The following is a 14,579-nucleotide window of genomic DNA, read 5'->3' as shown; positions in this document are numbered from 1 at the left end:
CGCGGGCGCAGCCGTCGGACACCGCGTCGCAGGTCCCTCCGGGGACACGTGCGCGCCGGGTCCGGGGCACGCCCGCGTTCCCCTGCCCGGACCCCGTGACCCGTGGATGTGTTGTGCGCCGTTCCCTGAAGCTCAGTCTCTTCGCCCTCGTGCTCGTGGGCCTGCTGGGCGGCTCGTTCGCCTACGTCCTGGCCCAGAAGTCGGTGACGCTCACCGTCGACGGCGAGTCCCGCGAGGTCAGCACCTACGCCTCGACCGCCGGTGAGCTGCTCGCCGACGAGGGCCTCGAGGTCGCCTCGGCCGACGTCGTGCTGCCCTCGGGTGACGCCGAGGTCGCCGACGGCGACACCGTCGTGCTGTCCCGGGCCCGCCCGCTGGAGCTGACGGTGGACGGCGTGACCCGCGAGGTCACCACCACCGCGCTGTCGGTGGACGAGGCGCTGGAGCAGCTGGGCTACCGCGACCAGGACCTGGTCCTGTCGGCCTCGCGCAGCGAGCGCCTGCCCCTGGACGGGATGGCGCTGTCGGTGTCGACCCCCAAGGACGTCACCGTGATCGCCGACGGCGCCAGCCAGACCGTCACCACCACCGCGGCCACCGCCGGCGACCTGCTCGCCGAGCGCGGCCTCACCCTGGCCGGGACCGACCGGATGAGCCTCTACCCGACCGCGCCCCTGCTGGACCGGATGGTCCTGCAGGTGTGGCGCGTGCAGGTCAGCGAGGTCACCGAGACCCAGGTCGTGGACTACCAGACCGTGCAGACCGAGGACCCGGAGAGCCCCCGCGGCCGCGAGACGGTCACCACCGAGGGCGTCGAGGGCGAGCAGGCCGTCGTCTACACCGTCACGGTGACCGACGGCGTGGAGACCAGTCGGGTGCAGTCCAGCGTCACCGTGACCCGCGCCCCGGTCGACGAGCAGGTCAGCATCGGCACCCAGGTGCCCGCGGCCCCGGCCCCGGCCGCCGCCGCGGCCCCCGCCGAGGGCGGCAACACCGGCGCCTCGGCCCCGGCGTCCGGGAGCGGGCTGGACTGGGACGCCCTGGCGCAGTGCGAGGCCGGTGGCAACTGGTCGATCAACACCGGCAACGGCTACTACGGCGGGCTGCAGTACAACATCTCGACGTGGAACGCCTACGGCGGTCAGGACTTCGCCTCCCGGCCGGACCTCGCCACCCGCGAGCAGCAGATCGCCGTCGGCGAGCGGACCTACGCCGCCCGCGGTGCCTCCCCGTGGCCCTCCTGCGGCCGCCGGCTCTGATGCAGCAGGACCGCTGAGCACCACCCCCGACGTCGGGGACGGGCTGCTGGGCCCGGCTGCGATCCGCAGCCTGGCCCAGCAGCTCGACCTGCGTCCGACCAAGCAGCTCGGGCAGAACTTCCTGCACGACGCCAACACCATCCGCCGGATCGTGCGGACCGCGCAGCTGCGGCCCGACGACGTGGTCTGCGAGATCGGCCCCGGGCTGGGCTCGCTGACCCTGGGCCTGCTCCCGGCGGCCGCGCACGTCACCGCCGTGGAGGTCGACCCCCGGCTGGCACAGCTGCTGCCCTCGACGGTCGCCGAGCGGACCCCGGGGCTGGCCGACCGGCTGACCGTCGTCACCGCGGACGCCATGAAGGTGACCGAGCTGCCCGGCCCGGCGCCCACCGCGCTGGTCGCCAACCTGCCGTACAACATCTCGGTCCCGGTCCTGCTGCAGCTGCTGGAGCGGTTCCCGACGATCCGCACCGCGCTGGTGCTGGTGCAGCTCGAGGTCGCCGACCGGCTCGCCGCCGCCCCCGGCACCGACGCCTACGGCGTCCCCAGCGTCAAGGCCGCCTGGTACGCCGAGGTCACGCGGGCCGGCGCCGTGGGCCGGCCGGTCTTCTGGCCGGTGCCCAACGTGGACTCGGGCCTGGTCCGGCTCACCCGCCGCGAGCCGCCCGCCGGCGACCGGGCGGCCACCTTCGCCGTCGTGGACGCCGCCTTCGCCACCCGCCGCAAGGGGCTGCGGGCCGCCCTCGCCGGCTGGGCCGGCAGCCCGGCCGCCGCCGAGGTCCGGCTGCGGGCCGCGGGCATCGACCCGACCTGGCGGGGCGAGCGGCTCTCGGTCACCGACTTCGCCCGCCTCGCGGCCACCGATCGCGTCCCGGCGGGCTGACCCGGTGACCAGGACGTCGGCCGGACCGGGCCGCATCGCCGGGGACGGGTCGGTCGCCGCGCACGCCCCCGCCAAGGTCAACGTGCACCTGGCGGTCGGCCCGCTGCGGGCCGACGGCTTCCACGAGCTGACCACGGTCTACCTGGCCGTCTCGCTGCTGGACACCGTCACCGTGCGCCCGGGGGAGGGCCTGTCCCTGACCGTGGCTGGGGAGGGTGCAGCCGACGGCGCCGTCCCCACCGACGCCCGGAACCTGGTGTGGCGGGCGGCCCTGCTGCTGGCCGCCCACGCCGGCGTCCCGGCCGATGCCGCCATGCACGTGGACAAGACCATCCCGGCCGCCGCCGGGCTGGCCGGGGGCTCGGCCGACGCCGCGGCCGCGCTGGTCGCCCTGGACGCGCTCTGGGGCACCCGGGCGACGCGCGGGGACCTGTCGGAGCTGGCCGCGGAGCTGGGCAGCGACGTCCCGTTCAGCCTGCACGGCGGGGTGGCGCTGGGCACCGGCCGCGGCGAGCTGCTCTCGCCGGTGCTGGCCCGCCGGCGGACCGACTGGGTCCTGGGCATCGCCGGGGAGGGCCTGTCCACCCCGACGGTCTACCGCGAGCTGGACCGGTTGCGTGAGGAGGGCCGGGTGCCCGCCGAGTCGGCGGCCGGGACGCCGGACGCGGTCCTCACGGCCCTGCGCAGCGGACCGGCGGACGCGCTGGCCGCCGAACTGGCCAACGACCTGCAGGCTCCCGCCGTGGGGCTGCGGCCCGAGCTGCGCCGGGGGCTGCGGGCGGTCACCGACGCCGGTGCTCTGGCCGGCCTGGTGAGCGGCTCGGGGCCCACGGTCGCCGGTCTCGTCGCCGACGAGGACGCCGCGGCGCAGGTGGCCGCGACGCTGTCCGGGGACGGCGTCTTCCGGGCCGTCCGGGCGGTGCACGGGCCGGTGCCCGGGGCCCGGCTGGTCGGGTGAGCGTCGTCCCCGTGCTCGCCGCAGGCGCACCCGCGCCCTAGTCTCGGACCTGCTCCCGGCCCGGCCGGGGCAGTGGGGGATGGGGTAATCGGCAGCCCGCCGGCCTTTGGAGCCGTGCAGTCTCGGTTCGAGTCCGAGTCCCCCAGCTGGTGACCGTCGTCCCCGTCGTTGGAGGAACCCCCGCGTGAGCTCCCCGGAACCGTCCGTCCCCCCGACCGGCGGCGTCGTCGCCGCCGTCGTCGTCCTGGCCGCCGGACAGGGCACCCGGATGCGCTCGCGCCGTCCCAAGGTGCTGCACGCCCTCGGCGGGCGGTCGATGCTCGGGCACGTGCTCGCCGCGGCCGCCCCGCTCGGTGCCGGCCAGACCGTGGTCGTCGTCGGTTCGGGCCGGGACCAGGTCGAGGAGCACCTGGCCCGGATCGCCCCGCTGGCGCTGCCCGTCGTGCAGGAGCAGCAGAACGGCTCCGGCCACGCGGCGGCCGTGGCGCTGGACGCCGTCCCCGGGCTGGCCGGCCCGGTGCTCATCGTCAACGGCGACGCCCCGCTGCTTCGGGTCTCCACCGTGCAGGACCTGGTGCAGGCGCACCGGGACGCCGGTGACGTGCTCACCGTGCTGACCGCATCGGTGCCCGACCCCACCGGTCTGGGTCGGATCGTGCGCGACGACGCCGGCCGGGTCACCGCCATCGTCGAGGAGCGCGACGCCACCCCCGAGCAGCGGACGATCACCGAGGTCAACGCCGGGGTCTACGTCGGGGACGCGCAGGCCGTGCGGGAGGCGCTGACCCGGGTCGGGGCCGCCAACGACCAGGGGGAGCAGTACCTGACCGACGTGCTCGGTCTGCTCGTCGGCGACGGCGCCCCGGTCGGCGGCCACCGTGCCGCCGACGCCGACGACACCCTGGGCTGCAACGACCAGCGGGAGCTCGCCGCCCGCCGCCGCACGCTCAACGACCGGGTCCTCGACGACCTGATGCGCGGCGGGGTCACCGTCGTGGACCCCGACACCACCTGGGTCGACGTCACCGTCGAGGTCGCCGCCGACGCCGTCCTCCAGCCGGGCACCCAGCTGCTGGGTGCCACCACGGTGGCGACCGGTGCGGTCGTCGGGCCCGACAGCACGCTGACCGACTGCGAGGTGGGCGAGGGCGCCCGCGTCGTGCGCACCCACGCCGAGCTCGCCGTCGTCGGACCGGACGTGTCGGTGGGCCCCTTCGCCTACCTGCGGCCGGGCACCCGGCTGGCCCGCGGCTCGAAGGTGGGCACGTTCGTCGAGACCAAGAACGCCTCCCTGGGCGAGGGGTCGAAGATCCCGCACCTGTCCTACGTCGGGGACGCGACCATCGGCGAGGGCACGAACATCGGTGCGGCCACCGTCTTCGTCAACTACGACGGCGTCGCCAAGCACCACACGACGATCGGCAGCCACGCGCGCACCGGTGCCGACAACATGTTCGTCGCCCCGGTCACGGTGGGGGACGGCGCCTACACCGCGGCGGGTTCGGTGATCACCGCCGACGTCCCGCCGGGGGCCATGGGCGTGGCCCGGGCCACTCAGCGCAATGTGACAGGCTGGGTCGGCCGCCGCCGTCCCGGGACGCCTGCTGCCGCAGCCGCGGCAGCCGCAGCCCGGACCGCGGCCGCGGACAGCACCGACGAGCGGCAGGGGCCCCCCGCATGAGCGCCATCACCCAGACGCCCACCAAGAGCCTGATGCTCTTCTCCGGCCGGGCGTACCCCGAGCTGGCCGAGGAGATCGGCGGCTACCTGGGCGTACCCCCGACGCCGACCTCGAGCTACGAGTTCGCCAACGGCGAGCTCTACGTCCGCTTCGAGGAGTCCGTCCGCGGGTCCGACGCCTTCATCGTGCAGAGCCACACCTCGCCGATCAACACCTGGCTGATGGAGTCGCTGCTGATGGTGGACGCCGCCAAGCGCGCCTCGGCCAAGCGGATCACCGTCGTCGCCCCGTTCTTCCCCTACGCCCGGCAGGACAAGAAGCACCGCGGCCGCGAGCCCATCTCCGCCCGCCTGGTCGCCGACCTGTTCAAGACCGCCGGCGCCGACCGGCTGATGTCGGTGGACCTGCACACCGCGCAGGTGCAGGGCTTCTTCGACGGCCCCGTCGACCACCTCTTCGCGATGGACCTGCTCATCGAGGAGGTCAAGCGCAAGTGGGGCGACCGCGACCTCACCGTCGTCTCGCCCGACTCCGGGCGCGTCCGGGTCTCCGAGCGCTGGTCGGACAAGCTCGGCGGCACCCCGCTGGCCTTCATCCACAAGACCCGCGACATGACCCGCCCCAACGAGGTCGTCGCCAACCGCGTCGTCGGTGACGTCCGCGGCCGGGTCTGCATCCTGGTCGACGACATGATCGACACCGGCGGCACGATCGTGAAGGCCGCCGAGACGCTCTTCGCCGAGGGCGCTGCCGACGTCGTCATCGCCGCCACGCACGGCGTGCTGTCGGGCCCGGCGGTCGACCGGCTGAAGAACAGCCGGGCGTCGGAGGTGCTGATCACCAACACGCTGCCGATCCCGGACGATCGGCGCTTCGACAAGCTGACCGTGCTGTCCATCGCCCCGCTGCTGGCCCGGGCGATCCGCGAGGTCTTCGAGGACGGCTCCGTCACCAGCCTGTTCGACGGCGCCAGCTGAGGGCCGGTGTAGTCTGGCCAGCGTTGCCCGGCGAGGGAGGCGGACCCGTGTCCGCACTCCGTGATCGACGTGCGTGTGCCCCTTCCGGGCGTGCCGCGCCGCCCCGCCGGCCGCAGACCCGGATCTACTGAGGAGCACACCCACCGTGGCCGACTTCCGCCTCGCCGCCGAGCCCCGCACCGAGTTCGGCAAGGGCAGCGCCCGCCGCACCCGTCGTGCCGGCCGCGTCCCCGCCGTCCTGTACGGGCACGGCCAGGCCGTCCAGCACCTGTCCCTCCCCGCGCGCGAGTTCGCCGCGGCGCTGCGCAACGGCGGCACCAACGTGCTGCTGACCGTGACCCTCGAGGGCACCGAGCACCTGGCGCTGACCAAGTCCATCCAGCGGGACCCGCTGACCCGCGTCCACGAGCACGTGGACCTGCTGATCGTCCGTCGCGGCGAGAAGGTCACCGTCGACATCCCGATCATCACCACCGGCGACGTCGCGCCCGAGACGATCATCAACTTCGAGCTGAACACCATCTCGATCGAGGTCCCGGCCACGTCGATCCCCGAGAACATCGAGGTCGACATCTCCGGCCGCGCCGCGGGCGAGGGCTTCGCCGCCGCCGACCTGCCGCTGCCCGAGGGCGCGACGCTGCTCACCGACCCCGAGGCCCAGGTCATCGGCTTCCTGGCCGCCCCGACCGCCGAGGCCCTCGAGGCCGAGCTGGAGGCCGCCGAGGCCGAGGCCGGCATCGAGCGCGAGGAGTCCGACGCCGACGGCGACGTCGTCCCGGAGCCGCAGGACCAGGGCAGCGGCGAGTCGATGGACTCCGCCGAGAAGTCCAGCTGACTCCTCCCTTGACCGACAGCACGACCCGCGGGGGCGCCGGCACTGCCGGCGCCCCCGCGGCGTCCCCGCAGCCCCCCGCCGGCCCGTTCCTGGTCGTCGGCCTGGGCAACCCCGGCCCCGGCTACGCCGGCAACCGGCACAACGTGGGCGCCATGGTGCTGGCCGAGCTGGCCGCCCGCGCCGGGGCCAAGCTGTCCCCGGGCAAGGGCCCGCGGGCCCGCTCGGTGTCCGGCGATTGCCGGCTGGCCGGCCGGCGCGTCGTGCTGGCCCAGCCCACGACCTACATGAACGAGTCCGGCGGCCCGGTCCAGGGCCTGCTCGGCTACCACTCGATCGCCGCCACCGAGCTGGTGGTGGTGCACGACGAGCTGGACCTGGACTTCGACGTCGTCCGGCTCAAGCGCGGCGGGGGAGAGGGCGGGCACAACGGGCTGCGCTCGATCTCCCGGTCCACCGGCACCCGGGACTACCTGCGGGTGCGGGTCGGCATCGGCCGCCCCCCGGGTCGGCAGGACCCGGCGGACTTCGTGCTCAAGGACTTCTCGGCCACCGAGCGCAAGACGCTGGAACTGCTCGTCGGCGAGGCGGCCGACGCCGTCGAGCTGCTGCTGGAGAAGGGGCTCGAGGCCGCACAGAACGTGGTGCACCCGCGCAGCTGACCTCCTCCTCCTTCTGAGTGGTCTACCGCATCCGGGGTGGTCCTGAGGACCGGTCCTGCCGACGTCCTGGGAGTGCACAGCCGTGCACCTGGACCAGCAGGGGGACCGTTGCCGTCCGACGAGGGCCGACCGGCCGAGCACGAGGCGTCCATGGCGGAGGGCCCCGCCCGTCCGGCCGGGGACCGGCTCCGGCGCGGAGCGGAGGTCGCCCACGCGGCCGAGCTCGCCCGCGCCGCCGAGGCCGCCGCGGAGGCCGCGGCCCAGGGGTTGCTGGCCGACGGCGCCCTCGGGTCCGACGGCGTCCGGCCCATCCACGCCCCGCGCACCGTGCCCCGCACCCTGTCCTCCGGTTCCCCCGCGCTGGGCGGGTCCGACGTGCCCCGCCGCCGGGCCGGCGACGGCGCCCACGGCCCGCTCGTCGACCTGCCTATGTACGACCCGCTCTCGGCCCGCCGCCGGCGGCCGCCGGAGTGGCTGTCCACCTACACCGGGTTCGTGCTGCTGCTGGACGCCCTGGTCGCCGCCGGCTCGCTGGTCGCGGCCCTGCGCTGGTCCGGTGAGCCGGCCCCCGCGGCGGCGGCCACCGCGGTCGCCGCCGTGCTCTGGCTCGCCGCGCTGTGGGCCGCCGGCACCTACCGGGAACGCCGCTTCGGCGGTGGTCCCGAGGAGTACCGCCGGGTGGTCCTGGCCGCCGTGTCGCTGGCCGCGGCCACCGCCGTGGCGGTGACGCTGGAACTCGTCGTCCCCACGGTCCTGGCCCCGGTGACGACGGCCCTGGTCCTCGGCACGCCGCTCACCGTGCTGGTCCGGCGGCTGATGCGGGCCCGCATGCACGCCCTGCGCCGCCGGGGGCTGATGACCAAGCGGGTGGTCCTGGTCGGCCGTGAGGCCGCCCTGGTGGACATCGCGACCCGGCTGCGCAAGGACGTCAGCGCCGGCTGGTCGGTCGTCGGGGCCTGCGTCCCGGACCCCTCGGGTGCCGGCGGGCTCAGCCGCATCGGCGTCCCCGTGCTGGGCGGTCTGGGCTTCGTGCCGGCCGTCCTGGACCAGGCCCGGGCGGACGCCGTCATGGTCGCCTCGGCCAGCGACGGCGCCGCGGACTACCTGCGCCAGCTGGCCTGGCGGCTGGAGGGCACGAACATCGAGGTGCTGCTGGCCCCCGGGCTGGTCGAGGTGGCGGTGGACCGCCTGGAGGTGCGTCCGACGATCAGCTTCCCGGTGGTGCAGATCATCGAGCCCTCCTACCGCGGCCTGCGCCGGCTGGCCAAGACCGTCGTCGACCGGCTGGTGGCGATGCTGGTCCTGCTGCTGGCCTCCCCGGTGCTCATCGGGCTGGCCGTGTGGGTGCGCCGCGATGACGGCGGCCCCGTGCTGTACCGGCAGCGCCGCGTCGGCCGGCACGGCCGCCCCTTCGACGTCCTCAAGTTCCGCTCCATGCACGTCGACGCCGACGACCGGGTCGCCGACCTGGCCGCCGTCGACGAGGGCAACGGGGTGCTGTTCAAGATGCGCACCGACCCCCGGGTCACCCGGGCCGGCCGCGTCCTGCGCCGCTACTCGCTGGACGAGCTGCCCCAGCTGGTCAACGTGCTGCGCGGGGACATGTCCCTCGTGGGGCCCCGCCCGGCCCTGGCCCGGGAGGTGGAGACCTACGGCCCGGACATGCAGCGTCGGCTGCTCGTGCGGCCGGGCGTGACCGGGTTGTGGCAGGTCAGCGGCCGCTCGGACCTGTCGTGGGCGGAGACCGTCGAGCTGGACGTCCGCTACGTGGACAACTGGTCCTTCGGCCGCGACCTCGGCATCCTGGCCCGCACGCTGCGCGCGGTCCTGGCCGGGTCGGGCGCCTACTGACCCGGGCGGGCGGGGCAGCGGAGGACTAACCTGGTCCTCGGCCCCCCGCGCCCCCGTGCGTCCGCCCGGGAAGCGTGAGCGGTGCGGCCCGGACCCGATGGAGTACCCCCTCGTGACCCTGCGCGGCGTGCTCGACGTCGTCCTCACCGACCCCGGCCTGGCCCGGGTGGTCGAGCGGGCCGGCGCCGCCGACCTGGCGGTCACCGCCCCGCCGACCGTCCAGCCGCTGGTGGCCGCGGCCCTGGCGGCGGCGTCCCCCGGTGCGGGCGTCCCCGTGCTGGTCGTCACCGCCGGTGAGCGGGACGCCGACGCGACCGCCGCCCTGCTGCGCTGCTTCGTGCCCGACCGACGGGTCGAGGTGTTCCCGGCCTGGGAGACGCTGCCGCACGAGCGGCTGTCCCCGCGGGCGGACACCGTGGGCCGCCGGCTGGCCGTGCTGCGCGACCTGACCCACCCCGAGGCGAGCACCGGCCGGATCGACGTCCTGGTCGCCCCGGTCCGCAGCCTCCTGCAGCCGCTGGCCCCCGGCCTGGGCGACCTGGTGCCCGTCGAGCTCGCCCCCGGCGACGCCGCCGAGCTGGGCGAGATCAGCCGGCGGCTGGCCGACGCCGCCTACACCCGGGTCGAGCTGGTGGAGAAGCGGGGCGAGTTCGCCGTCCGCGGTGGGCTGCTCGACGTCTTCCCGCCGACCGAGCCGCACCCGGTGCGGGTCGAGTTCTGGGGCGACGAGGTCGACGAGATGCGGTACTTCTCCGCTGCCGACCAGCGCTCCCTCGACGAGCGCCCCGACCGGCTGTGGGCCCCGCCGTGCCGCGAGCTGCTGCTCACCCCCGAGGTCCGCGAGCGGGCCCGCGCGCTGGCGGTCGAGCACCCCGAGCTCGCCGAGGTCGCCGGCCAGCTGGCCGAGGGCATCGCGGTCGAGGGCATGGAGGCGCTCACCCCGGCGCTCATCGGCGCCGGCCGGATGGAGCTGCTCACCGACCTGGTGCCCCGCGGCACGCACGTGCTGGTCTGCGACCCCGAGCGGGTCCGCAGCCGCGCCGCGGACCTGGTCCGGACCGCCGAGGAGTTCCTCGCCGCGTCCTGGCAGACCGCCGCCGAGGCCGGTCAGGCCCCCATCGACCTGGGCGCCTCCTCCTTCCGCGACCTGGAGGACGTCGCCGACGACGCCCGTGGCCGCGGCCTGCCCTGGTGGACCACCGGCACGTTCACCCTGGCCAGCGAGGACGACGACACCCACGTGACGCTGGACGCCACCGGCGTCGAGCGCTTCCACGGCGACCAGGACGCCGCGATCGGGCAGCTGCGGTCCTGGGCTGCCGAGCAGTGGCGGGTCGTCGTCACCTTCGCCGGACCCGGCCCCGCCCAGCGGGCCGCCGACCAGCTCTCCGAGGCCGACCTCGGCGTCCGGCTGGTGCCCGACGTCGCCACCGGCCCCGAGGCCGGCGTCACGCACGTCACCCAGGGGAACCTGGAGGCCGGGTTCGCCTTCCCCGGCATCGGGCTGGCGCTGCTCACCGAGCACGACCTCACCGGTCAGCGCGGCACCTCGATGCGCGATGCCACCAAGATGCCCGCCCGGCGCCGCAACGCCGTGGACCTGGTGCAGCTGCAGCCCGGGGACCTCGTCGTCCACGAGCACCACGGCGTGGGCCGGTACCTGGAGATGGTCAGCCGCACCGTGCACGGCGGGCAGCGGGACTACCTGATCGTCGAGTACGCCCCGGGCAAGCGGAACCAGCCGCCGGACCGGCTCTTCGTGCCCACCGACGCCCTGGACCAGCTGACCCGCTACGTCGGCGGCGAGGCCCCGGCGCTGTCCAAGCTCGGCGGCAGCGACTGGGCCAAGACCAAGGGCCAGGCGCGAAAGGCGGTCAAGCAGATCGCCGCGGAGCTGATCCGGCTGTACTCCGCACGCATGGCCAGCAAGGGCCACGCCTTCGGCCCGGACACCGTCTGGCAGCGCGAGCTCGAGGACGCCTTCCCCTTCCAGGAGACGCCCGACCAGCTGGCCGCGATCGACGAGGTCAAGGCCGACATGTCCCAGCCGGTCCCGATGGACCGGATCATCTGCGGCGACGTCGGCTACGGGAAGACCGAGATCGCCATCCGGGCGGCGTTCAAGGCGGTGCAGGACGGCAAGCAGGTCGGTGTCCTGGTGCCGACGACGCTGCTGGCCAATCAGCACTTCAAGACCTTCTCCGAGCGGATGGCCCAGTTCCCGGTCACCGTGGCGGTGCTGTCCCGGTTCCAGTCCAAGGCCGAGTCCGACGAGACGCTGCGCAAGCTGGCCGACGGCGAGGTCGACGTCCTGGTCGGCACGCACCGGCTGCTGCAGCCGACCACCCGGTTCAAGGACCTGGGGCTGGTCATCGTCGATGAGGAGCAGCGCTTCGGGGTCGAGCACAAGGAGTACCTGAAGACGATGCGGACGGCGGTCGACGTGCTGTCGATGTCCGCGACCCCGATCCCGCGCACCCTGGAGATGTCACTGACCGGCATCCGGGAGATGTCGACGATCCTCACCCCGCCCGAGGAGCGGCACCCGGTGCTGACCTACGTCGGCGCGTGGGAGGACAAGCAGATGGCCGCGGCGATCCGCCGCGAGCTGCTGCGTGACGGCCAGGTCTTCGTCATCCACAACCGGGTGCAGTCCATCGACAAGGCCGCGGCGACGATCCGCCGGCTGGTGCCCGAGGCCCGGGTGGCCGTGGGCCACGGGCAGATGAAGGAGCACGAGCTCGAGAAGATCATGGTCGGCTTCTGGGAGAAGGAGTACGACGTCCTGATCGCCACGACCATCGTCGAGTCCGGGCTGGACATCCCCAACGCCAACACCCTGATCGTCGACCGGGCCGACACCTTCGGGCTCTCCCAGCTGCACCAGATCCGCGGGCGCGTGGGCCGTGGCCGGGAGCGGGCCTACGCCTACTTCACCTACGACCCGAACCGGCCGCTGACCGAGACCTCTGTCGACCGGCTCACCACGATCGCCAACAACACCGACCTCGGTGCCGGCATGGCCGTGGCGATGAAGGACCTGGAGATCCGCGGGTCGGGCAACCTGCTGGGCGGGGAGCAGTCCGGGCACATCGCCGGGGTGGGCTTCGACCTGTACGTGCGGCTGGTCGGCGAGGCGGTCAGCGACTACCGGGCCCAGGCGACGGGGGAGTCCCCGGCGGTGGAGCCGGCCGACGTCCGGGTCGACCTGCCGGTCGACGCGCACCTGCCGCACGACTACGTGCCCGGGGAGCGGCTGCGGATGGAGGCCTACCGCAAGGTCGCCTCCGTGCAGGACGACGACCAGGCCCAGGCCGTGCTCGACGAGCTCACCGACCGGTACGGCCCCGCGCCCGCCCCGGTGCTGAACCTGCTGGCGGTGGCCCGCTTCCGCGCGGCGATGCGCCGGCTGGGTGTCACCGAGGTGTCGATGGCCGGGCGCAACGTGCGCATCTCCCCGGTCGAGCTGCGGGAGTCCCAGCAGATGAAGCTGGGCCGCCTCGCCGAGGGCGTCACCTACAAGTCGACGGTGAACACCGTCTCGCTGAAGGTGCCGGTGGGCCCGGACCGCCGGACGCCGCTGCGCGACGTCGCCCTGCTGGAGAAGCTGCACGCCCTGATGACCTCGGTGCTCGAGCCGCCGGTCGTCGCTGCCGCGGGGTGATCGTCTCCGCGGTCGCGCTCGTTGCGGCGGTCGCCTGCTACGGCGTGGCCGGTGCCCGGCTGAGCGACGGCGCGCGCGAGGCGGGGCCGACGCTGCGCTCGCGGGCCTGGTGGACCGGCACCGCACTGCAGGCCGGTGGGTTCGGCACCTCGGCGGTGGCCCGGGCCGACCTGCCGCTGCTCGTGGTCCAGTGCGCCGTCGTCGCCGCCCTGGCGGTGACGGCGGTGCTGCAGCAGCTGGCCGGGGTGCGCCGGCCGACCCGGACCGACGCCCCCGCGCTGGTGGCCACCGTCGCCGGGCTCGGGCTGCTGGTCGCGGCGACCGTGCCGGGGCCGGCGGTGTCCGGCGGCACGGCGCTGCTGGTCGGCCTGGCCGCCGCGGTCGTCCTGGCCCTGGTCGCGGTCGGCGTCCCGGCCGGCACGTGGGTCTCCGGGGCCCTCGCCGGCATCGGGTTCTCGGTGGGCGCGGTCGGCGTCCGGGCGCTGGTGTCCCGGTTGCCCGACGCCTGGTGGCGGTTCTGGGACCTGCCGGGGGAGCTGTGGCTGCTCGGCGTGCTCACCGCCGCGGGCATGGTGCTGGGCCAGCTGCACCTGACCCGGGGCCTGGCCGCGGCACCGGCGGTGCCGGTCCTGGCGGTCATGTACGTGGTCAGCACCCTGCTCCCGGCAGCGGCGGGGCACTGGCTCCTGGACGAGCGGACCCGGGCCGGATGGGCGCCGGCGGCGGTGGCCGGGGCGGTGCTGGCCCTGGTCGGTGCGCTGTCGCTGCTGCGCGGCGAGCGCTCCCGGTCGCCCGCCTGAGCCCCGCGGTGTGGGAGGGTCCCGGTGTGACGCGGCGCACCCTGGGCACCCTGCTGGCACTGGGGGTGGCGCTGTCCGGGCTCACCGGCTGCCGCACCTCACCCGACGTCGCCGCCTACGTGGGCGAGGACCGGGTCCGGGTGGACGACCTCACCGCGGCCGTCGACGAGCGGCTGGCCGACGACGGCGTCGCCACGTACGCCGCGTCGCTGCCCTCGGGTGACTACACCCGGCAGGTGCTGGACCTGATGATCGGCGCCCGCGTCTACGACGTCGTCGAGGAGCGGTACGACGTCGAGGTCACCGGCGCCGACGTCCGGGAGCGGATCACCGAGTTGCTGGGCGGCGAGCCCGAGGACGAGCTGTTCGGTCAGCTGGCGCAGCAGCAGGGCCTGCTGCCCGACGACGCGCGGGAGATCATCCGCCAGCTGCTGGTCCGCGAGGAGGTCGCCCAGGCCGAGGGTCTGGCCGACCTGTCCGACGCGGGCATCGAGGCCGCCTACGAGCAGGCCCGCTCCTCCGGCGCCCAGTTCGAGCTGGGCTACCTGACCGTGCCCGACCAGGCCACCGCGGACGCCGTCGCCGCCCAGCTGCGCGCCGACCCGGCGGCCTACGGGACGCTGGCCGCGCAGTACGCCGGGACCTACACGCTGCCCGAGGCGCAGCTGCGCTCACTGGACCAGGTGCCGGGCGTGCTCGCCGACGCCGTGGCGGGCGTGCTGCCCGAGGGCGTCTTCTCCCTGCCGGTCGCCGAGACCGGCGGTGTGCTGGTCGGCCAGGTGGCCTTCCCGCCGATCGAGGACCTCACCGAGGACCTCACCGGCGCCGCCCGGCAGGACGCCTCCGACGCGGCGCAGCCGCTGGTCGACGCGGTGGCGTCGGGCCTGGACACCACGGTGAACCCCCGGTACGGCGCGCTGCAGGACGGCACCGTCGTGGCCCCCACCGACGGTGTGGTCCGGGTCCTGGAGGGGGACGACGCGGCCGCACCGGCGGCTGCCGGAGACTGAGC

11 protein-coding genes and 1 tRNA gene are annotated in these 14,579 nt (G+C 75.1%); all 12 read left to right on the top strand.

Features of this window, described 5'->3' with window-relative positions:
- Positions 1–113 precede the first annotated feature (113 nt).
- On the top strand, positions 114–1,259 hold the full coding sequence (locus ASG41_RS25250) for a resuscitation-promoting factor (protein ID WP_056293029.1): 1,146 nt from the start codon (positions 114–116) through the stop codon (positions 1,257–1,259).
- Positions 1,222–2,142 (top strand): 16S rRNA (adenine(1518)-N(6)/adenine(1519)-N(6))-dimethyltransferase RsmA, encoded by a 921-nt coding sequence (rsmA, locus tag ASG41_RS09360; protein WP_082556744.1) that lies wholly within the window; start codon positions 1,222–1,224, stop codon positions 2,140–2,142. Before ASG41_RS25250 ends, rsmA begins: the two co-directional genes overlap by 38 nt.
- Positions 2,143–2,146: 4 nt before the next feature.
- Positions 2,147–3,100, top strand: a complete 954-nt coding sequence (locus ASG41_RS09355; protein ID WP_235564674.1) for a 4-(cytidine 5'-diphospho)-2-C-methyl-D-erythritol kinase — start codon at positions 2,147–2,149, stop codon at positions 3,098–3,100.
- Positions 3,101–3,173: 73 nt separating this feature from the next.
- Positions 3,174–3,246, top strand: a tRNA-Gln gene (locus tag ASG41_RS09350).
- A gap of 38 nt (positions 3,247–3,284) precedes the next feature.
- Complete coding sequence (glmU, locus tag ASG41_RS09345) at positions 3,285–4,781, top strand: bifunctional UDP-N-acetylglucosamine diphosphorylase/glucosamine-1-phosphate N-acetyltransferase GlmU (RefSeq protein WP_082556743.1); 1,497 nt, start codon at positions 3,285–3,287, stop codon at positions 4,779–4,781.
- Complete coding sequence (locus tag ASG41_RS09340) at positions 4,778–5,758, top strand: ribose-phosphate diphosphokinase (RefSeq protein WP_056293027.1); 981 nt, start codon at positions 4,778–4,780, stop codon at positions 5,756–5,758. Before glmU ends, ASG41_RS09340 begins: the two co-directional genes overlap by 4 nt.
- A gap of 145 nt (positions 5,759–5,903) precedes the next feature.
- Entirely contained in the window at positions 5,904–6,593 is a 690-nt protein-coding gene (locus tag ASG41_RS09335; protein WP_056293023.1) for a 50S ribosomal protein L25/general stress protein Ctc, read from the top strand.
- A gap of 8 nt (positions 6,594–6,601) precedes the next feature.
- On the top strand, positions 6,602–7,252 hold the full coding sequence (pth, locus tag ASG41_RS09330; protein ID WP_235564673.1) for an aminoacyl-tRNA hydrolase: 651 nt from the start codon (positions 6,602–6,604) through the stop codon (positions 7,250–7,252).
- A gap of 150 nt (positions 7,253–7,402) precedes the next feature.
- The gene (locus ASG41_RS09325; RefSeq protein WP_157519228.1) at positions 7,403–9,103 is read left to right on the top strand and encodes a sugar transferase; all 1,701 of its coding nucleotides are present in this window, start codon (positions 7,403–7,405) and stop codon (positions 9,101–9,103) included.
- A 97-nt stretch (positions 9,104–9,200) separates the two neighbouring features.
- Positions 9,201–12,767 carry a transcription-repair coupling factor gene (mfd, locus tag ASG41_RS09320; RefSeq protein WP_056294705.1) on the top strand — a complete coding sequence of 1,189 codons (3,567 nt, stop codon included), beginning with the start codon at positions 9,201–9,203 and terminating at the stop codon, positions 12,765–12,767.
- The gene (locus tag ASG41_RS09315) at positions 12,764–13,567 is read left to right on the top strand and encodes a hypothetical protein (RefSeq protein WP_056293016.1); all 804 of its coding nucleotides are present in this window, start codon (positions 12,764–12,766) and stop codon (positions 13,565–13,567) included. Before mfd ends, ASG41_RS09315 begins: the two co-directional genes overlap by 4 nt.
- Positions 13,568–13,593: 26 nt before the next feature.
- A complete protein-coding gene (locus ASG41_RS09310) occupies positions 13,594–14,577 on the top strand; it encodes a peptidylprolyl isomerase (RefSeq protein ID WP_056293014.1) in 984 nt (327 codons plus the stop codon).
- Positions 14,578–14,579: the final 2 nt, after the last annotated feature.

Source organism: Modestobacter sp. Leaf380 (genome assembly GCF_001424485.1).
Lineage (GTDB): Bacteria > Actinomycetota > Actinomycetes > Mycobacteriales > Geodermatophilaceae > Klenkia.
This window is presented reverse-complemented; position numbering and strand designations above follow the sequence as displayed.